The sequence below is a fragment of the Okeania sp. SIO3I5 genome (genome assembly GCF_010672085.1).
Taxonomy (GTDB): domain Bacteria; phylum Cyanobacteriota; class Cyanobacteriia; order Cyanobacteriales; family Microcoleaceae; genus Trichodesmium.
The window spans coordinates 1-21280 of record NZ_JAAHHT010000101.1 but is presented as its reverse complement, the minus strand read 5'-3'; the positions used below and the strand labels follow the sequence as shown (position 1 = coordinate 21280).

The window sequence follows — 21280 nt, the reverse complement described above, 5'->3', positions numbered from 1 at the left end:
TCAGCATTCTAGCGTGTAGCAAAGCAAGCCTCTCCAGGGAATTCGTTTTATGTAGACCTAAGTTTATTAGACCTATATATTTATATTGATTTAGCTGACTTCCCTAAAAAACCTTAACTCTCTCATCATGGACATGGGGTAAGAAAAAAGGGTGAGGTTGATGTTCAAATCATAGATATAGTTTGAGTGGAAAATTACAAGACTTAAAACAATTCCAGAAATTCTTAGGAATTTGTCTTGGACTTACTAAGAAGCCTAGACTCACCCACAAAGAAACCATGGGATAGGTCAGTAAACCTTTGTTTTGTTTTAGAGGGAATCTATTGTGAAAATACCAGAAAAAGTAGTCTTAATTGGAGTTGCCGGAGATTCTGGATGCGGAAAATCTACTTTTTTGCGCCGAATTACAGATGTATTTGGAGAAGATTTCGTTACAGTTATCTGCCTAGACGACTATCATAGTCTAGATCGTAAGCAACGTAAGGAAACAGGAATTACTGCTCTCGATCCAAGGGCCAATAATTTTGACCTCATGTACGAGCAAATTAAGGCCCTCAAGAGTGGTCAGTCTATTGATAAGCCAATTTATAACCACGAAACTGGCATGATTGACCCACCAGAAAAAATTCACCCCAATCATATTGTGGTAATTGAGGGTCTTCATCCTCTCTATGATGAGCGTGTACGAGAACTCATTGATTTTAGTGTCTATCTAGATATTAGTGATGAGGTGAAAATTGCTTGGAAAATCAAGCGTGATATGGCGGAAAGAGGCCACCGTTACGAGGATGTACTTGCTTCTATTAATGCCCGTCGTCCCGATTTTGAAGCCTATATTGACTCACAAAAGGCTTATGCAGATGTGGTAATTCAAATTTTGGCCACCAAATTGATTCCTGATGACAAGGAACATAAGGTTTTACGGGTACGCTTGATCCAACGTGAAGGTGTCAAAGATTTTGAGCCGGTTTATCTATTTGACGAAGGGTCTACTATTAATTGGATTCCTTGTGGACGTAAACTTACTTGTTCATATCCAGGAATTAAAATGTATTATGGTCCAGATTCCTATTTCGGCAATGAAGTCTCTGTCTTAGAAGTAGATGGTAATTTTGATAACCTCGAAGAAATGATCTACGTTGAAGGACACCTCAGCAATACTTCTACTAAATACTATGGTGAAATGACCCACGCAATGATGAACCATCAAGACTATCCAGGTTCTAATAATGGTAGTGGATTGTTCCAAGTTTTAGTTGGTTTGAAAATGCGTGCAACTTATGAGCGTTTGACTTCTACAAATGTAGATGGAAAGGTAGCAGCAGCAGTTTCATAAGTATAAAGGGACAAATTTTTTACTGATTGCTTCCTTACCAAAAAATTGGGTTTAAAGTCTCGCCCTTCTAGGGCGACTTTTCATGTTTAGATAAGCGCGAGTTGTCAATTTGACCTCGCGTTTTTTTGATCGACAAGTAGAGGTTTGGGAGATATATAACAAAAGGCAGAAGGAAAAATCTTGCTGTGTCTGAGTTTTAGGCTTTTTATACGTCCTAACCTTTGCTTCGACTGCTATGGCACTACCCATTTGGGACGTGGACATTTATAAATACTCTAACTTAGTTATGGATAACTTCTGACTTGCTCTATAACTCGTGCAGGATGGCAGGAATAATATTTTGCAGTTACATGCCTCCTAAAAGCCTTAGTAACCAATAATGCATGAATTTTGCCTGCTCTTCCATCTCCACGTCCCCGTGTCCTACCCCCAGCAATCAATTTATTCAGTAGACCATAACTAGGGCTGGCTGATTAAATCTAAAAGTATTGACAGATAAAGGCTTTAGCCGTTTTTTTTTTGAAAAAGGACAAGATTTTTGCTACGCAAGAGCTGCATAAAGTTATAATTTTGGGTTAAGGCGAGGCAGAAAAACCAAGGGATAATTCTTCCTCCTGCCTTCTCTAAATTCCTTACTCCTCCTGTCTCCTGTCTTCTGTCTCCTGTCTTCTGTCTCCTACCCTCACCCATAAGATTTTTTCAGCAGACCCTAAGTATAGTGGCCTTCAATCTAGAGAATATACTTGGCCTCTTGTCTGCGATCGCAAATTAAATAAAAAGGGCAGATATTGCCAATAGTTTTTAATTATTTGTCATTTGTGAGGATTTTGGCGGGTTTTGGACCTAAAAACCAGAAATTTCTATCGAAATATTACAAACTATTAAGGAAATAATGAGAAAGTGAACAAAATGCTTCAAAATACTTGCTAAAGGTAGTTATGTCAGAGGGGATTTGTCCTTCTTACCGAAAGATAGGGATAAGTGCCTTGCCCATAAGCGGGTAACTTTTTGATTAATTAAGTAGGAAGACATAAACTACAAATATTGTTGTCGCTGGTGGCCAATCCGAGAAAAAAAACGGATGTGGAGAGAAGCGTAACCCACCCCCATTGCCATTCTCCTGTAAGGGAGTTGGGAATGAAAGCCATAATGTTTGAGAAAAAAACAGGGGGACGACATCACCTCTGTATAAATAGCGATTCAAATATATTTGAGTCGAAGTGTCCCATGTGTTGTCAAGTTATGGGCAACCTTGGGAGTATGTCAAGCAACCTTTTACCTTAACTCTGTGGGAATCAAGCATGAGTATTGTTACTAAATCAATTGTTAATGCAGATGCTGAGGCTCGTTATTTGAGTCCCGGTGAATTAGATCGAATCAAAGATTTTGTTAAATCTGGAGCAAACCGTGTTAAGATTGCTCAAATTATGAGTGAATCTCGCGAGCGGATCATTAAGGAAGCTGGTAACCAACTATTCCAAAAGCGCCCTGATGTTGTTTCTCCTGGCGGTAATGCCTACGGTGAAGAGATGACTGCTACTTGCTTGCGGGATCTGGATTATTATTTACGTTTGATTTCTTACGGTATTGTCGCTGGAGATGTTACTCCTATTGAGGAGATCGGACTTGTAGGTGTTCGTGAAATGTATAAGTCTTTGGGAACTCCTATTGAAGCTGTTGCTGAAGGCGTTCGTTGCATGAAGAGTGTCGCTTCTTCCCTTCTCCCTGCCGATGATGCTAAGGAAGCTGCTACTTACTTTGACTATGTTATCGGTGCTATGGGTTAAGGCTAAATATATTTTAGGTATTAGATAAAATTTGATGAGACTGGAAGATTTCAAGAATTTAGAAATACCGGAAATATCAAGTTTAAGTCTACGATAGAACATCTAAAATCCTGGCCTTTACTTATCCAATAATTTTGAAGATTCAGCAATTTTAAGGAAATCAATCAACAATGCAAGACGCAATTACCTCCGTTATCAATTCTTCTGATGTTCAAGGTAAATACCTTGATGCCGACGCTCTAGATAAGCTTACTACCTACTTTACCACAGGTGAGCTAAGAGTTGGGGCTGCAACTGCTATTAGCGCTAATGCTGCAACTATCGTTAAGGACGCTGTAGCTAAGTCTCTACTTTACTCTGATATTACTCGTCCTGGTGGTAATATGTATACCACTCGTCGTTATGCTGCTTGCATCCGTGACTTGGATTATTATCTGCGTTATTCTACTTACGCTATGCTCGCAGGCGATCCTTCCATTTTAGATGAGCGCGTATTAAATGGTTTAAAAGAAACCTACAACTCTCTAGGTGTACCTATCGGTGCAACTGTACAAGCTATTCAAGCTATGAAGGAAGTTACTGCTGGTTTAGTAGGCCCTGATGCTGGTAAGGAAATGGGTGTTTACTTTGACTACATCTGCTCCGGTTTAAGCTAATTTGGAAATCAGTAATCAAGATAAAAAAAAGAGTAGATTTTCTCTTTTGTTTTGACTGATGTTGTATTTCGAGGCTAGGGAAACCTAGAGTTAGTGTTAGATTACCAAAGGCTTATTGAATTATTTAATTTATTAAGTTTTAGTGAACTAGCATTGATTCTATGAGTCCCTTGCCTTCGATATTTTTAGATTTGAAGCTGAAGCGATCGCATAATTAAATAATTTAGATTTAAGTAGTGATTTGTCCAGTTTACCTGCTGTGAATAATAGCAATGTTGTTCTCAATATCAATACTTATAAAAAATTATTAGATAATAAAATTTGACTGTTTGGTTTAAATGTTTTATAAAGGATTTGAAAATAATCCTCATTAATATTTATTAGGAGAAATTTGTAACATGAGACAGTTTAAGATTACAGCTTGTGTTCCTAGTCTAAGTCGGACTCGTACTCAACGAGAATTACAAAATACCTACTTTACTAAGCTTGTTCCTTATGATAGCTGGTTCCGGGAACAGCAAAGAATTATGAAAATGGGTGGTAAAATTGTCAAGGTAGAGTTGGCTACTGGTAAACAAGGGGTAAATACTGGGTTACTTTGACATACTCCCGACGCTCCCCTCCCCCCTTCCAAAGGGGGGTTGGAGAGCGCGGGATTCTTCAGCCAGAGCAGCTCTGACCGCAGTTTTAACAGAAGTGATGTCCTCCTCCTGTGTTGATAGCAATCCTATTTTTTGTATTAGGAGTGCTGAGTTATAGTCCCTATCTAGTTCTTGTCCACATTCAGGGCAAGAATGCCAACGGTCGGATAAGCTTTTAGAGACTTTTCTCAAACATTCCCAACAATGTTGAGATGTACCTTTTGGGTCTACTTTGATAATTCTCTTGCCGAGTTTCCAGGCAACATATTCTAGAACCTGAACAAACTGCCCAAACGCTGCATCCTGCAAAGACTTATTTAATCCTGACTTGGCTGATTGGCCATTTGGTAAAAACTGACCATTATCTCCTAATTTAGCTTTGCAACGTCGAACTAGGTTAGATATTTGTAGAAGACCTACAAATATGACACTTACATTACTAAACAAGTGATAAGCCAGCTTGAATTGCCAATCCAAACGTTGTCTAGCTATTAATTGATGTAGTTTTGCTATTTTGCGTTTGAGAATTTTCCAAGCCTTGGAATGTTTTTGTTTCCTGGCTAATCTGACCTGAAGTTTAGACAAGCGATGCTCAGAGAATCTGAAAAACTTAGGCACTTCTATGAACTCACCATCGCTGGTGACAGCATAGTGTAACAGTCCTAAATCAATACCCTTAGAGTTTTTTTCAGTGGGTTGAATTTCTACACGCCTCAAAGGTACGGTCTTGTCTTCTATCGTCAAACTGATATACCATCCATCAACTTCACGAATTACTGTACCTGTTTTCACCTTGAACCCCTTCGGTATTTGCCGATTGAAGACAAAAGGGACTAAACCAACTTTTGGTAGATTGACACAATACCGACCGTTAGCATTTTTGACAATGTTGGTATTTGATAACTGGGGATAACTAAATGAGTTATAGTAATGTTTACCTTTAAATTTAGGTCTACCACTGGTTTTACCATTTTTGTCAGGTTTGGCAAAATTATCCATAGTAGTTTGTACGCGCTGAATAATATCTTGCAACACCTGAGAGTGCATAGACTTATATTCAGGGAATAGTTTTTTAGTCTGTGGTAAATCTGCTAGTTGCACCGTTTCCCAAGAAACATACCCATTTACTATATTGGGATGCTTATCGCCTTTCCTTGTTATCGGATTACCACTAATGTCCTTTTTTCTACCGTCCCGTGTTTGTGTTCTAAATTCGGGAATATTTTGATAGATTTGCTGTACGGACGTTGCATGCAACGTCCCTACTACTACTGAAACATTAAGAGGACAAGCATTTACTGGTGTGCGTGTTGCTTCAAACCAGTTCAACCTTTCAGCTAAACGGTAATTATATTGTCTTCGAGCTAATTCCAACCAATTAGCTATAATTGCCGTTTGGCTTTTATGGGGTTTGAGCTTGTACTTGTATTTCAGTAGCATAATCTGTATCGACCTTTATACTTTAGCTATTATATCAAAATCAATGACAAACCACAAACATAAGGCCCGGCTTTCCCATACGACGCTCCCCTCCCCCCTTTCCAAGGGGGGTTAGGGGGGATGGAGAGCGCGGGACTTCCCGCCGGGGGAGTTAAAATAATGGATAATGGATAATTGATAATTAGAGATGGATAATTGATAATTGATAATTAGAGATAGTTTTAATTATCCACTATTAATTATTCATTATCAATTAATGAAGGAAAAAATTAGGTTTCAAGCAAAGAGAGGTTTTAATGGCCTCTTTTTTTATATGGTTTTAGGAAGTAGAGAAACTGACGGCTAAATCTTACCAACTAATTTTAGTGAGGGCTTGCTGATTAAATCTAAAAGCATTGATAGATAAAAGTTTTAGTCTTTTTAAGTCTTGAAAAAGTACAAGATTTTTATTCTAAAGAGCTGCATAAAGTTAGGATTTTGGGTTGACAAAGGCCGAAAAATCAAGTGATAATTCTTCCTCCTGCCTCCTCGAAATTCCCCATTCCTCCTGACTCCTGACTCCTGACTCCTGACTCCTACCCTCATCCATAAGACTTTTTCAGCCAACCCTAGTTATTGACTAATCTGGTTTGCGACCTAATAGTTACTAAATCTATAGAAAAATATTTTTTGATTTAGTTTTAATTAAGTGTTACCTTAACGGGGTGAACTACAACACCCTCTATCCCATTGCTAAAAGCGTTTGGGACTACTTTTCGTATCGGTGTTTAAACGAACATTGACATGACTCATTGTATTTGACACCATTTTTGTTGCTTGATAAAGTCCTCTTTTCACTCGTAAACCCCACGCTTCTCTGTGTTTGACACCTTTTTGATCAACTGGTAAGTCGTCCCAGTCTAAAAAACTAGCTTTTGATGTTAATCCCTCCTGTAAACATTTAACGAGCTGTTCTGCAATCCTCTCTCAGTCTAAGATATTTTTAGTTGTTTTCATAAGTTTTTCTATAAAATCAATAAAACTTTACAATACTAAAAAAGTAGTACCATTATTCCAAATTCCTTCTGGTGTAGCTAACTTTTCTAATTCTAGTTCAAATTCAGCTTTAATTGCTTCTATTTCTTCTGAAGAAAGTTTTGTAAATGGATGAGGATTATTTACTGGAGAAGGATAATAAACAAAATTCCACTTTTTTTTCGTCTCTTCTAAACTGCGATAACTGCCATGAGTTTCTGTTTTAACAAAGATTACTTCTAAGTTTGCCTGTCTCAATAAATTCTCGTATTTTTCGATAGTATTTACTGTATTTGATAATTGGAAAAAATCAATATTTATTCGATGATTTTCCAAAATTTTTTTCAAAACAACTATATTTGTAAAACCTGTTTCAGCTATACTATGAAGACCGATGAAGCCTCCTGGTTTGAGAAATTTTGACCACAAACGTAAAGTAGCTTCTTTATCTATCATTAGTGGAAAAGCATTAGCACATAAAATGAGATTAAAACTATTATCTGGAAAGTTTATATTTTCTCCATCTGCTAACTGAAATTCAATGTTTTTTAGATTTAATGCTATAGCTTTTTTTCTAGCTTGCTCAATCATTTTAGTAGACAAATCTACCCCCACAACCCAACCAGAATTACCTACTAATTGAGCAACTTTAATAGCGACATGACCTGTTCCAGTAGCAATATCTAAAACTTTATCTCCTGGTTTAATTTCTACAGATTCAACTAAACGATGGGTAATTTGAAAAAGCCATTTACTTTGGTCGTAGTTTTGGCTTCGAGTATTGTCATAAACTTCAGCTAATTTTTGTTTGTATGGGTCTAATTTTAGTTGATTATTCATATCATAATTAAGGAAGAAGGAAAAAGAATTAATAATTAATAATTAATAATTAATAATTAATAATTCAGGAAACGAGATTGAGTTTATAGATTAATGCCTTTATTAATTGATAATCGATAGTGGATAATTCAAACTATCTCTAATTACAGCAATTTGGGAGTTAGTGAGGTACAAAATTTTATTTAGTAATTTTGGCAGTTCAACCTTCCAGGTTGTTACAGGCTGGAAGCCTGTTTTACAGATAGTAGAGAATTAATAATTAATAATTAATCATTAATAATTCAGGAAACGAGATTGAGTTTATAGATTAATGCCTTGATTAATTGATAATAGATAGTGGATAATTCAAACTATCTCTAATTACAGCAATTTCAGAGTTAGTCAGGTACAAAATTTTATTGAGTAATTAGTGGCAGTTCAACCTTCCAGGTTGTTACAGGCTGGAAGACTGTGTTACAGATAGTAGAGAATTAATAATTAATAATTAATCATTAATAATTCAGGAAACGAGATTGAGTTTATAGATTAATGCCTTGATTAATTGATAATGGATAGTGGATAATTCAAACTATCTCTAATTACATCAATTTCGGAGGCGCGTGAGGTACAAAATTTTATTGAGTAATGAGTGGCAGTTCAACCTTCCAGGTTATTACAGGCTGGAAGCTTGTGTTACACATAGTAGAGAATTAATAATTAATAATTAATAATTAATAATTCAGGAAACGAGATTGAGTTTATAGATGAATGCCTTGATTAATTGATAATGGATAGTGGATAATTTAAACTATCTCTAATTACAGCAATTTCAGAGTTAGTCAGGTACAAAATTTTATTGAGTAATGAGTGGCAGTTCAACCTTCCAGGTTGTTACAGGCTGGAAGCCTGTGTTACACACAGTAGTGCCGTAATATGTAAGTTGCATTTTTTCAAACTCTGTGTTAAAAAACAATTATGTTGTCTCTAATAATTAAAACTTTTATTAGTTAAGTTTCTGAAAAAATTTAGAATATTTTTATTATCTATTCCCTATTCCCTAATAATTATGAAATATTCCGCTTCTACATCTACTAAAAAATCATTAAAAGCTAAACAAAATCAAGCTGAAGATTCTCTCGCTCCTAATGCAGATTACAGTCAACTTGATGTTAGCAAACTGTCAGAAATGATGCAGCGTTATGTGGAAGTTAAGCAACAATATCCCCACGCTCTTTTGTTGTTTCGAGTAGGTGATTTTTTTGAATGTTTTTTTCAGGATGCTGTGACGATCGCGCACGAATTAGAGTTAGTACAAACGAGTAAGCACGCGGGTAAGGAAATTGGTAGAGTTCCGATGACTGGAGTTCCTCACCATGCGGTGGAAAAATATGCAGCGATGTTAGTAGAGAAAGGTTATGCGGTGGTGGTGTGCGATCAAGTTGAAGATTCTGCTATTGCTCAAAAAGAAAACCGTCAAGTCAAGCGTGAAATTACTCGTATTCTTACTCCCGGAACTCTTACTGATGACGGTATGCTGAAACCTCGTTACAATAATTATTTAGCAGCAGTCGTCATTGCCAAAAATCATTGGGGACTTGCTTACACTGATATTTCGACGGGCGAATTTTTGACTACGCAAACTCAAGGTTTAGATCAACTTACCCAAGAATTAATGCGTTTGCAAGCTTCGGAAGTATTATTTCCCACGAACGCACCGGATATTGGTTTCATGTTGCGTCCGGGAGAAAAGTCAGAGCATCTTCCAGAATGTTTGCCTAATTCTTTTTGTTATTCTTTTCGTCCGCAACAACCTTTTACTCTGGGGGAAGCAAAGGAAAGACTGTTGCTGAAATTTCAACTGACATCTTTGGAGGGTATTGGTTGCGAACATATTCCATTGGGTGTGCGGGCAGCGGGGGGGTTATTGGAATATCTGGAGGAAACTCAAAAGGAAAATCAAGTTCCCCTACAACGTCTGCGTAGTTATACTATGGCAGATTTTTTGATTCTCGATCACCAGAGTCGCCGGAATTTGGAAATTACGCAAACGGTTAGAGATGGTAGTTATCATGGTTCGTTATTGTCGGCGATCGACAAGACTAGCACAGCGATGGGGGGGCGTGCTTTACGGCGGTGGTTAGTGCAACCACTTTTGAATTTGAAGGGTATTCGTGCTAGACATGACACTATTGACGAACTAATAAGTAATAATGATTTGCGTCAAGATATCCAAAGAATATTGCGTCAAATTTATGATTTGGAACGTCTGACGGGGCGGACTGGTGCTGGTACTGCTAATGCTAGAGATTTAGTTTTTTTAGCTGATTCTCTGACTAAACTTCCAGAACTTTCTGCTTTAGCATCTGAGGGTAATTCTCCTTATTTAAAAGTGTTGCAAAGTTTACCTCCAATTTTACAAGAATTGGGGAATAAAATACATTCTTTTTTGGTTGAATCTCCTCCTCAACATTTAAAGGAAGGTGGGTTAATTCGTTATGGTGTAAATGTACAATTAGATGAGATGCGGGGGTTAGCTGAAGAAGACCAACAATGGATTGCTAATTTGGAAGTTACGGAGAGAGAAAGGACGGGAATTGCTAATTTAAAGGTTGGTTATAATAAGGCTTTTGGTTATTACATTAGTATTTCTAAATCTAAGGCAGATTTGGCGCCGGATGATTATACTCGCAAGCAAACTTTGACTAATGAGGAGCGTTATATTACTGAGGAATTAAAGGAAAGAGAAGTGAGAATTTTGACGGCGCGAGATGATTTGAATCAATTGGAATATGATATTTTTGTTGCTTTGAGAAATGAGATAGGGGAACACGCTGAGGAAATTAGAAATATTTCTCGTGCTGTGGCTGCTCTTGATGTTTTGTGTGGTTTAGCAGAGGTGGCAGTTTATCAAAATTATGTTCGTCCGACGATGGTTGATAGTCGAGAATTGAAAATTATTGAAGGTCGGCATCCGGTGGTGGAAAAGTATTTACCTGCTGGTTTTTTTGTGCCGAATACTGCCATATTAGGAAGTAAAAATTTAGAGGAAAATGATGAGGGAATTACTGCTGATTCTGCGCCGGATTTAATAATATTAACTGGTCCGAATGCTAGTGGAAAAAGTTGTTATTTACGACAGGTAGGATTGATTCAATTAATGGCACAAACTGGCAGTTTTGTTCCGGCAAGTTCTGCTATTTTGGGGGTGAGCGATCGGATATTTACTCGTGTGGGAGCTGTGGATGATTTAGCAACAGGACAATCAACTTTTATGGTGGAGATGAATGAGACGGCAAATATATTAAATCATGCTACGGAAAAGTCTTTAGTTTTATTAGATGAAATTGGTAGAGGAACGGCAACTTTTGATGGAATTTCTATTGCTTGGTCTGTGGCAGAATACTTAGCAACGGAAATAAAATCTCGGACAATTTTTGCTACTCATTATCACGAATTAAATGAGCTTTCTTCTATTTTGGATAATGTGGCAAATTATCAGGTAACGGTGAAAGAATTGCCGGATAAAATTGTATTTTTGCATCAAGTACAACCTGGTGGAGCGGATAAATCTTATGGTATTGAAGCGGGGAGGTTAGCGGGTTTGCCAGATTCGGTTATTGCACGAGCAAGACAGGTAATGGAGCAAATTGAAAAGCATAGTAAAATAGCAATTGGTTTGCGGAAAGGTGTTAAGAAAAAAGAGGAGAAAGAGGTGATAGAAGAGGTAATAACTTTGGAGCAGTTGGATATTTTTAGTCAGGAATTTGGAGATAGTTTATTGTGACAGTTATCAGTTAACAGTTATCAGTTATCAGCGACAAAAGAAACCGGGTTTTTCAGAGGTAAATGTTGATATTGGAGTCTTTTAGACAAACCCGGTTTCTGGTTTCCATAGCAGTAGGTTGGGTTGAGGAACCGAAACCCAAGAACAATAAAGTGAGTATTGGATTTCACTTCGTTCTACCAAACCTAAATTTCCTATTGAATACTTATAATTATGATTACTAGCGGACGAATTAAAACTTTAGAAATTTATCAATGCTTAGGTGTTTCTGAAGTTTTGAAAAAAGGATGCTATACTTAGGTGAAATTTCAATTATTAAGTCATAGATACGAGGTACGAAATGAGAATTATACAAACAACAGGAACAGTGAAAAATGGAGAAGTAAAAATCACTGTTCCTCCAGAGTTTAGTAATGGCGAAATAGATATTATTCTTGTTGCCAAAAATGAGCCAGATGAATTTGAAATTATGCGGGAAATAGCAAAAGCCAAAGGATATGATTCTAAGGAAAAGATACTCGACCTAATCAAGAAAGTTAAATTAGAAATGCTTCAGGAAAAAGAGAGAATAAAATAATGTCTAAAATCAAACGTTTATGTCTTGATACAAATGTTTATATTAATTCAGATGAGGCAAAAATTCTTGAATCTATAGGTTACTATGGTAAACAATATACTCAAATTGAAGCTGAAATTATTTTATCTCCTGAGTTAATTGACCAAATCCGGCGAGTAGGTAAATATGTATGGAATAAAGACAAAGCTGGTTTAGTTCTTAGTCTTATTTGGTCAAATCTAAACATCTTTTATCTAACTCCTGATGCAGAGTGGCGGAATCTCTTAAAAGAAATTAATTTAACAGGAAATATCCCCACAGAAGATATAGAAATTTTTCTTACAGCTAAGTTGGGCTTAACAGATTGTTTTGTCTCTTCTCATAGAGAACTAATTAAAGCGATCGCCGATTTTGAGTGTTTAACTCCAGATATTTCAACAAATATCTCAAATAAATATCTGTAAATACCAAAATACTAAATTTGATCAGTAAAATGAAGTTATGAGAGGTTGATTTTATGGTAGTTTCATCAGCTAATCCCCAATCTTTTGTCAAACTTATAGAATACTTAAATTGTGACGATATTGATAGCGACCGCTTATTAATTTCTACTGATATAACCTGGAATATTTATGAAAATTTATTAGATTATTTGGGGAATTCTCCTTATTTTAAAGTTATTTATGATCGAGGAACTTTACAAGTTATATCTCCTAGTAGTCGCCATGAGATTTACAAGAAAACGTTGGGGATGTTGGTAGAAAATTATTGTTTAGAAACAGGGATTTATTTCTATCCGTTAGGTTCTACAACTTTGAAATCTCAAGATAAATTCAAAGGTATTGAGCCAGAGCAATGTTATTGTATTGGTAGTAAAAAAGAGATTCCCGATTTAGCAATTGAAGTTGTTACTACTAGCGGGGGAATTCAAACTTTAGAAATTTATCAAGGTTTAGGAGTTTCTGAAGTTGGGTTTTGGCAAAATGGAAAGTTACAGGTTTTTTGCCTAGAAAATTGTGAGTATTTGCAGAAAAATAATAGTCAGTTATTACTAAATCTGGATTTAGATTTATTAGTTAGTTATCTAGATTGGGATGAACCTTTTGATGCTATTTGGGATTTTAAAGTAAAAATTAGAAGTAAGGAAGAAGAAAGAAGTAATAAATGTAGGTTGGGTTGAGGAACGTTTGCGGAGCATTTCCAACGGAAAAACCCAACAACAGAAGTCTAACAACAATCAAAGTTTTGTTGGGTTTCACTGTCGTTCTACCCAACCTACATTTCCAATTTCTACTTCTTTAATCATCCGATTCATTTTCTTTTTGTGGAACTGGAATAATATCTTGAATTGGCTTTACCCATCCTGGTAATCCATCTGGATATAACTTAGGATAAATAATCAGCAAAATAACGCCAATAATAGAAGAAATTAAGATGAAAATAATTTGCCCATTCTGCATCCAAGTCAAGAAATCTAAAAATCCAAATTTTTTCGGTTCCTCTATTTTTTGCTGAGGAGAATTTATAGTTGGACTGCCAATAACATCATTATCATTAAACTCTAAAAAATTCCTAATCTGCTCTTTATCTATTACATCATCAATTAAACTTAATACATTAACTGTATGATAAGGAGGTTTACCACATTCAGTGGTATATTTGTGATTGCTAATTCGTTCTTTTAATTCTCTAAAGTTGTAGAAGTAAGGATTCTGATTATTATTACAAGTCGCACAATTACAAGGAATTAATTTATTATATTTGAGTCGATCATTGTAAGAACTATGAATTTTATCTAACTCATAAGTCACAATAGTCATTAAATCCCGTTTTTCCTGCCCAGAAATCCTAATTTTTATTTCTCTCTTACCGTAATATTCAATTATTTCTGCTCTGGCTCGATTTTTCTTGAGAATAACTCCAGTTTTCCAAACATATTTTTGCTCATCAATATACTTGTGCATCGCTACAATAAACTGAGTAATTATTCCCTTGGGCATAAATTCGTAAGTGTAACGGAAAATCAAATTATTACTTTCATCCCAGTTATATCCTGGTTGATTTTCTGTTAGAAGTTGAGGTGCAATATAGGTTTGATAAATACCAGGAATTTTATAGCAAAGTTTAAATTTAATCATTAATTGGAGTAGTTCAGCGTGCATATTGGCATATTTATCTTCATGCCAAATATTGGTTAAATCATCCCTGGTAAACTTGCCAAGGTTATCCTGAACTTTTGGATTATCTAGAGCTTTATAAACTGCGGCTGTTCCCCATTCTGGTTTGAGAATAACTGTTTTATTTAACAACGGGTCATCTTGAAAATGAAGAAAAACTCCTAAGTCATGTAAGTAGCCACTTAATTGTAATTTATCTTCTCGTTTCTTAAAGCCATTCTCTTCACAAATAGATAAATATTCTCTCAAACTGATATAGTTACGACCATCTGTTTCTAATACTTCACGGACTTTTTTCCAAGTCTTAGGAAGGGCACTACCAATATGAGGTAAATTACTGATGTAATGTTGGATATCTGTTCTTATTTTTTCTAATCCTCGGTTAGTAGCAAGATTCGTAGCTAAAATTTCTTTGATATTAGAAAATTGACCTTGCAATGCCCGTTGATTAATTTCTCGCTTGCGGTTTTGCTTCTCGTTTTTGACAATTAATAAAGGGCTATTATCGCTCAATAATTCTACTACATTCAGCCAATAATAGAAATCTGTATCTTCTTTACGACTATCAGCAACAAGAATATATAATGAGCGTTTGGTCAGGAAAAATTGATGGGTAGTATGATAAATTTCTTGTCCGCCAAAATCCCAAATATTCATCTGAAAGTCATGTTGATTTGTTGTCTTGAAATTCCACTGATGAACTTCAATTCCTTTGGTTGTATCTTCATCCCGTAGTTGATAGTCTGGGTTTTTAATTTTATTAGCTAGAGTAGTTTTACCAGCTCCGGGTTCTCCAAGAATTAGTAATTTGGCTTCGTAGAGATAATCTGTTCCTTCTTTTTTTATTTGTTGGAAATACCTTCTAATTGCTTTTATTCCTTTGTTAGCAATTTCTATTGGTGGAGTTGCCAGGAGATTATATCTTAAGTCAAGCTGAGTTAAATTGGTGAGTTTAGTAATTGATTCCGGGATAGTTTTTAATTGATTATGTCTTAAATCAAGCTGAGTTAAATTGGTGAGTTTAGTGATTGATTCCGGGATGGTTTTTAATTGATTATTACTCAAAGTAAGCCAAGTTAAATTGGTGAGTTTAGTCATTGATTCTGGGATATTTATTAATTGATTATTACTCAAAATAAGCCAAGTTAAATTGGTGAGTTTACAGATTGATTCCGGGAGAGTTGTTAATTGATTATCTCTTAAATAAAGCCGAGTTAAATTGGTGAGTTTAGAGATTGATTCCGGGAGAGTTGTTAATTGATTACGATTTAAATTTAATACTTCTAACTGCTCTAACTCCCAAACTTCAGTAGGAATTTCAGTTAATTTTTCATCATCTCTGCTCGAATAATAATTACTTAAGTCTAACTCCTTAAGTTTGTTGTCTTTAGCAGCTTGTATTCTTTCTCGAAAACGTCGTGGTATCTGATTCTGCTTATTTCTTTTAGGAGAAGTCATAGCTCAATAAAATAATTTTTACAACTACTATAATACCTACAAATACAAATATTGATTCTCCGCAACCATCAAAACGTTCTTACTTCAACCAAACCTACAAAAAATTCTTATAAATACTTTGACTTCTCCCCGACTCCCCCATTCCCCTACTTGCCTAACTTTCAGGAAGCTTGTCTTTTTGTTGTTTATTCTCTAAAATATCTAAAAGATGCTGGTTTTCTATTTTTAAAGCACGAATTGCAGCTTCATCATCTGCAATTTCTTCCCAATCCTTTGCAATAGATTGAAAGGTTTGTTCTCGTTCTTCTCCTCTTTCCGTCCTCTTATTTGCTAAAGCTACCAGAATACGAAGAGTCTGATTTTGTATTTCTAAGCAATCTGTTATTGTCATAATTTTTTCTCCGTTACTTTTTCAGAGCATAGAATAACTATTTATCCCTAAAGATTATCATATCAAATTCAGCTATTATCTGGTAAAATTTTAATTGATAACTTCCTGAAAAATCAAAATTTTTATTATGACAACCGAACAAAAAATCGCTAATTTATTTCAAATGACAGATGAAGTTTGGGCACGTCACGCTAATCCCTGGAGTGGATTAACTCGATTTCCCATATTACCCTTAATTATTGTTTCTATTTGGAGTCGAATTTGGATTAATTGGTGGTGTCTAATTCCCATTATTATTGCCATGATCTGGACTTGGATAAATCCGCGAATTTTTCCCAAACCAACATCAACAAATAATTGGTTTTCCAAAGCAGTATTCGGAGAAAGAGTCTGGTTAAACCGTCAAAAAATAGAAATTCCCAAACATCATCAACCCATGATTAATATTCTGAATCTAATTTCCTTTGTTGGTTTACCATTTTGTATTTGGGGATTAATTCAATTGAATATTTGGCCGACTTTATTAGGAATTATTCTGGTACTTTTAGGTAAAATGTGGTTTCTCGATCGCATGGTTTGGTTATACGAAGAAATGAAAGATAATAACTCTGAATATCGGAGTTGGTTGTATTAGAAACTAGCTAAGAAACAAGCTAAGTAAATTTCACTTAATGACACATATTCTATTATTAGTTATGCGTTACATTATTGGGGGGCGGGTTTATCTAACTTTAGGTGAAACCTCGTTAATTTAACAGAGAAACCCGCCCCTACTATTGCACTATTTAAGCTTGACACGGCAATAGGGTGTCTTAGGTAATGCTGCAGGGCACTTTAATTATTAGACTTTATGATTAGCGGTGTTTTATATCATGTCCGGATAATTAGTGATAAAAAAACTTTCTTCTTTTTATACCTTTCTTTCTCCTTTCTTCCCTCCTGACTCCTGTCTCCTGACTCCTGACTCCTCCCTCATTTATTTATAACTATTCAACCGGACATGATATTACACTTCGTTATAGTAGGGTCTACATTTTTTAAGTGAGATATCTAATACAAACCCGATTTCTGGTTTTTTAACTATCTGATTTATTTTCTTTTTCTGGAACTGGAATTATCTCTTGAATTGGCACCCATTCTGGTAATCCGTCTGGATATAACTTAGGATAAATAATCAGCAAAGTAACCCCAATAATAGAAGAAATTAAGATGAAAATAATTTGCCCATTCTGCATCCAAGTCAAGAAATCTAAAAATCCCAATTTTTGGGGTTTCTCTATTTCTTGGAAATACTCTCTAATTACTTCTATCCCTTTTTTAGCAATTTCTATTGGTGGAGTTTCCAGGGGATTATCTATTAAATTAAGCTCAGTTAAATTGGTGAGTTCAACTATCGATTCCGGGATGATTTTTAATTGATTACCACTTAAATCAAGCACAGTTAAATTGGTGAGTTTAATGATTGAGTTATTGAAAAACTTTAATTCATTATTTCTTAAATTAAGCTCAGTTAAATTGCTTAGTTTGGCGATCGATTCCGGAATAGTTTTTAATTGATTTTCTCTTAAATTAAGCTTAGTTAAATTGGTAAGTTTAGTAATTGAATTCGGGATAGTTTTTAATTGATTAATACTTAAAGATAGCCAAGTTAAATTGGTAAGATTAGCGATTGATTCCGGGATAGATGTTAATTGATTACTACTTAAATCAAGCCAAGTTAAATTGGTAAGTTGAGTAATTAATTTCGGGATAAATTTTAATTGATTAATACTCAAATTAAGCTCGGATAAATTGGTAAGATTAACGATTGAATCCGGGATAGATGTTAATTGATTAAAACTTAAATCAAGCACGGTTAAATTGGTAAATTCAGCCATTGATTCCGGGATAAAATTTAATTGATTGCTACTCAAAAAAAGCTGTCTTAAATTCGCAAGATTAGTGATTGAATCCGGGAGATTTTTTGATTGATTACTACTTAAATCAAGCCAAGTTAAATTAATTAGTTTCGTGATTGATTCCGGAATAGTTCTTAAGTGATTATCTCTTAAATTAAGCCAAGTTAGATTTGTAAGTTTAACGATCGAGTCCAAAATAGTTTTTAATTGATTAAAACTCAAATTAAGCTTAGTTAAATTGGTAAGATTAGCGATTGATTCCGGGATATCTGTTAATTGATTAAAACTTAAATTAAGTTCAGATAAATTGGTAAGCTTAGTGATTGATTCCGGGATATCTGTTAATTGATTAAAACTTAAATCAAGCACAGTTAAATTCGTTAGTTTAACTATCGATTCTGGGATAAATGTTAATTGATTAAAACTTAAATCAAGCACAGTTAAATTCGTTAGTTTAACTATCGATTCTGGGATAAATGTTAATTGATTGTAATTTAAATCAAGCCTAGTTAAATTGGTGAGTTTAACTATTGATTCCGGGATATTTGTTAATTGATTACCTCTTAAATTTAATACTTCTAGCTGCTCTAACCCCCAAACCTCACTAGGAATTTCAGTTAATTTTTCATCGCTATTCAAATTATTACTTAAGTCTAACTCCTTAAGTTTGTTGTCTTTAGCAGCTTGTATTTTTTCTTGAAAAATTTGTGGTAAACGTTTTGTTGTCATAATTTTTTATCCCTTACTTTACTTAGAGGAGAGAATAACTATTTTTTTTACTAAAGATTATTATATCAAATTCAGCTATTATCTGGTAACTTTTTAATTGATAATTTTCTTAAAGATACAAAAATTATTATGACAACCGAACAAAAAATCCCTAACTTCTTTCAAATCACAGATGAAGTTTAGGCCAATCATCCTAATCCCTGGAGTGTATTAACTAGATTTCCCATATTACCCTTAATTGTTGTTTCTATTTGAAGTCGAACTTGGGTTAATTGGTGGTGTCTAATTCCCTTTATTATTCTGATTCTTTGGACCTGGATAAATCCGCAAACTTACCCAAAACCTACCTAAAAAATAATTGGTTTTCTAAAGCAGTCTTAGGAGAAAGAGTCTGCTTAAACCGTCAAAATATTGAAATTCCCAAACATCATCAACCGATGATTAATATTCTTAATTTCATTTCTTTTGTGGGTTTACCATTTTGTATTTGGGGATTAATTCAATTGAATATTTGGCCGACATTATCAGGAGTTATTCTGGTCATTTTAGGTAAAATGTGGTTTCTTGATCGCATGATTTGGTTATACGAAGAAATGAAAGATAATAATTCTGAATATCGGAGTTGGTTGTAATGGCAGAGGAAACCTTGGGGAATTATATCATGTCCGGTTGAATAGTTATAAATAAAAATGGAGGAGTAATGAGTTATGAGTTATGAGTTATGAGTTATGAGGGAAGAGGAGGGAATTTTAAGCTATAAATGAAGAGAAAGTTTTTTTATCACGCTCTGATCCGGACATGATATTATTGGCTTTTTAGTGGTAATTATTTCTCAATTTTTGATTTATACAGTTTTTCTAGATTATTTTGCTTTTACCCAACAACAGCAAGAAACTATTTATGGTTTATTAGGAACAGAAGTAATTTTACTGTCAGTATTTGTAGTTTTATTATTGTGGAGAAAGTAGTCATAGGTTAAGAATTTAGAATTCAAAATTATGAATTTAGAACATCCTCTGGTAATATATAGAATTGTAATTTAAAGTTGACTGTGCAAAGGACACAGAAAAAAATGAGGAAAAAATAGGGTCTCAACTCTCTCCTTTTATGGGAAAAAAAAGTAAATTTCAGTATTTCAAATCTCCCTATTGCATGAGATACTGATAACTGATAAATGATAACTAATAACTAATAACTGAAATGACTGAATCTCAAACCGGAAGAATGTTACTTTCTCACAATTTTGAACTTTCAGAAAATACACTACCTGAATTAAACCGTGCCGAATTTGCTCAAGTATTTATCGATGGTTTAAGCAAATATCCAGCGCTCAAATGTCGGCAATTAAATCATCCCCATTGGGTGGTAGAAGTTTTATTTGAAACTCAGGTTTTTGCTCCGCATCAAGTTGGTGAAAAATGCGCTCAAGCATTAATAGAAAAACGGATAACTCAAAAAAATGGCAAGGATTTAATTGTTGATGTATTGATTCTAGGAGGTTTGAAAAAAACTCCTCCATTGAGTGATTCTCCTGATACTCTCCAATCAGGAGAATGGGGTATTGATGTGGTAGAAACTCATGCAGCAGAAACTTTTCTCAATACTCTCGAGTGGGATGAAAAAACAGCCGGTAAAACAATTGAAAATATTTTCAAAGTAGAAATGAAAAATATTCTTGCCTAACTCATTTAGATAATCATTTGTCAAAAAAAATGTAGGGGTTTGGTCTCCTTTCCCCAACCTCATATCGGATAATGAAAAATATTCTTGCCTAACTCATTTAGATAATCATTTGTCAAAAAAAATGTAGGGGTTTGGTCTCCAAACCCAGGCTAATATCGGATGGGAAAACCAAATTTTGTAGAAATGAAAAATCTTCTTACCTAACTCATTTAGATAATGATTTGTCAAAAAAATGTAGGGGTTTGGTCTCCTTTACCCAACCTAATATCGGATGGGAAAACCAAATTTTGTAGAAATGAAAAATCTTCTTGCCTAACTCATTTAGATAATGATTTGTCAAAAAAAATGTAGGGGTTTGGTCTCCTTTACCCAACCTAATATCGGATGGGAAAACCAAATTTTGTAGAAATGAAAAATCTTCTTGCCTAACTCATTTAGATAATGATTTGTCAAAAAAATGTAGGGGTTTGGTATCCTTTCCCCAACCTAATATCGGATTGAGAAACCAAATTTTGTAGAAATGAAAAATATTTTTGCCTAACTTATTTAGATAATGATTTGTGAAAAAAAATGTAGGGGTTTGGTCTCCAAACCCAGGCTAATATCGGATTGAGAAACCAAATTTTGTAGAAATGAAAAATCTTCTTGCCTAACTCATTTAGATAATGATTTGTCAAAAAAAATGTAGGGGTTTGGTCTCCTTTCCCCAACCTCATATCGGATAATGAAAAATCTTCTTGCCTAACTCATTTAGATAATCATTTGTCAAAAAAAATGTAGGGGTTTGGTCTCCAAATCCAACCTAATATCGGATTGGAAAACCAAATTTTGTAGAAATGAAAAATCTTCTTGCCTAACTCATTTAGATAATGATTTGTCAAAAAAAATGTAGGGGTTTGGTTTCCAAACCC

17 protein-coding genes are annotated in these 21280 nt (G+C 34.7%); 12 read left to right on the top strand and 5 right to left on the bottom strand.

Features of this window, described 5'->3' with window-relative positions; translation table 11 throughout:
* Positions 1 to 325 precede the first annotated feature (325 nt).
* The 4 genes from F6K40_RS21580 to F6K40_RS21565 all read left to right on the top strand — a co-directional run bounded on the left by F6K40_RS21580 (position 326) and on the right by F6K40_RS21565 (position 4381).
* Positions 326 to 1336, top strand: coding sequence for a phosphoribulokinase (locus F6K40_RS21580; protein WP_483143774.1), 1011 nt, complete (start codon positions 326 to 328; stop codon positions 1334 to 1336).
* A 1301-nt stretch (positions 1337 to 2637) separates the two neighbouring features.
* Entirely contained in the window at positions 2638 to 3123 is a 486-nt protein-coding gene (locus F6K40_RS21575; protein ID WP_293139169.1) for an allophycocyanin subunit alpha, read from the top strand.
* Between the two features lie 170 nt (positions 3124 to 3293).
* Positions 3294 to 3779, top strand: coding sequence for an allophycocyanin subunit beta (apcB, locus tag F6K40_RS21570; RefSeq protein ID WP_293139158.1), 486 nt, complete (start codon positions 3294 to 3296; stop codon positions 3777 to 3779).
* A 398-nt stretch (positions 3780 to 4177) separates the two neighbouring features.
* Positions 4178 to 4381, top strand: a complete 204-nt coding sequence (locus tag F6K40_RS21565; RefSeq protein ID WP_293139157.1) for a rod-capping linker protein CpcD domain-containing protein — start codon at positions 4178 to 4180, stop codon at positions 4379 to 4381.
* Here F6K40_RS21565 and F6K40_RS21560 read toward each other — a convergent pair.
* Positions 4373 to 5860: an RNA-guided endonuclease InsQ/TnpB family protein gene (locus F6K40_RS21560; protein WP_293139156.1), complete on the bottom strand. Its 1488-nt coding sequence runs from the start codon at positions 5858 to 5860 to the stop codon at positions 4373 to 4375. The genes F6K40_RS21565 and F6K40_RS21560 overlap by 9 nt on opposite strands.
* A gap of 1023 nt (positions 5861 to 6883) precedes the next feature.
* Complete coding sequence (locus tag F6K40_RS21555; protein WP_293139155.1) at positions 6884 to 7714, bottom strand: class I SAM-dependent methyltransferase; 831 nt, start codon at positions 7712 to 7714, stop codon at positions 6884 to 6886.
* A gap of 1045 nt (positions 7715 to 8759) precedes the next feature.
* Between F6K40_RS21555 and mutS the strand changes: the two genes are divergently transcribed.
* The 4 genes from mutS (at position 8760) to F6K40_RS21535 (ending at position 13213) form a co-directional block, all read left to right on the top strand.
* A complete protein-coding gene (gene mutS, locus F6K40_RS21550; protein ID WP_293139154.1) occupies positions 8760 to 11477 on the top strand; it encodes a DNA mismatch repair protein MutS in 2718 nt (905 codons plus the stop codon).
* Between the two features lie 340 nt (positions 11478 to 11817).
* Positions 11818 to 12054 (top strand): hypothetical protein, encoded by a 237-nt coding sequence (locus F6K40_RS21545; RefSeq protein WP_293139153.1) that lies wholly within the window; start codon positions 11818 to 11820, stop codon positions 12052 to 12054.
* The gene (locus F6K40_RS21540; RefSeq protein WP_293139152.1) at positions 12054 to 12497 is read left to right on the top strand and encodes a PIN domain-containing protein; all 444 of its coding nucleotides are present in this window, start codon (positions 12054 to 12056) and stop codon (positions 12495 to 12497) included. The genes F6K40_RS21545 and F6K40_RS21540 overlap by 1 nt, the downstream gene beginning before the upstream one ends.
* Before the next feature lie 53 nt (positions 12498 to 12550).
* Positions 12551 to 13213: a Uma2 family endonuclease gene (locus F6K40_RS21535; protein WP_293139151.1), complete on the top strand. Its 663-nt coding sequence runs from the start codon at positions 12551 to 12553 to the stop codon at positions 13211 to 13213.
* 118 nt (positions 13214 to 13331) lie between these two features.
* Here the strand turns inward: F6K40_RS21535 and F6K40_RS21530 are convergent, their stop codons facing one another.
* Both F6K40_RS21530 and F6K40_RS21525 read right to left on the bottom strand, forming a co-directional pair.
* A complete protein-coding gene (locus tag F6K40_RS21530; RefSeq protein WP_293139150.1) occupies positions 13332 to 15668 on the bottom strand; it encodes a COR domain-containing protein in 2337 nt (778 codons plus the stop codon).
* Between the two features lie 154 nt (positions 15669 to 15822).
* Positions 15823 to 16059, bottom strand: a complete 237-nt coding sequence (locus tag F6K40_RS21525; RefSeq protein ID WP_293139149.1) for a hypothetical protein — start codon at positions 16057 to 16059, stop codon at positions 15823 to 15825.
* 127 nt (positions 16060 to 16186) lie between these two features.
* On the opposite strand from F6K40_RS21525, the gene F6K40_RS21520 reads away from it, so the two are divergent.
* Complete coding sequence (locus F6K40_RS21520) at positions 16187 to 16693, top strand: DUF6653 family protein (RefSeq protein ID WP_293139148.1); 507 nt, start codon at positions 16187 to 16189, stop codon at positions 16691 to 16693.
* Positions 16694 to 17135: 442 nt separating this feature from the next.
* Here the strand turns inward: F6K40_RS21520 and F6K40_RS21515 are convergent, their stop codons facing one another.
* Positions 17136 to 18686, bottom strand: a complete 1551-nt coding sequence (locus F6K40_RS21515) for a leucine-rich repeat domain-containing protein (protein ID WP_293139147.1) — start codon at positions 18684 to 18686, stop codon at positions 17136 to 17138.
* 278 nt (positions 18687 to 18964) lie between these two features.
* On the opposite strand from F6K40_RS21515, the gene F6K40_RS21510 reads away from it, so the two are divergent.
* From F6K40_RS21510 to F6K40_RS21500, 3 genes are all read left to right on the top strand, one after another.
* The gene (locus F6K40_RS21510) at positions 18965 to 19318 is read left to right on the top strand and encodes a DUF6653 family protein (protein ID WP_293139146.1); all 354 of its coding nucleotides are present in this window, start codon (positions 18965 to 18967) and stop codon (positions 19316 to 19318) included.
* Between the two features lie 186 nt (positions 19319 to 19504).
* Positions 19505 to 19654 carry a hypothetical protein gene (locus tag F6K40_RS21505; protein ID WP_293139145.1) on the top strand — a complete coding sequence of 50 codons (150 nt, stop codon included), beginning with the start codon at positions 19505 to 19507 and terminating at the stop codon, positions 19652 to 19654.
* 232 nt (positions 19655 to 19886) lie between these two features.
* Positions 19887 to 20369, top strand: coding sequence for a DUF2656 domain-containing protein (locus F6K40_RS21500; protein WP_293139144.1), 483 nt, complete (start codon positions 19887 to 19889; stop codon positions 20367 to 20369).
* Positions 20370 to 21280: the final 911 nt, after the last annotated feature.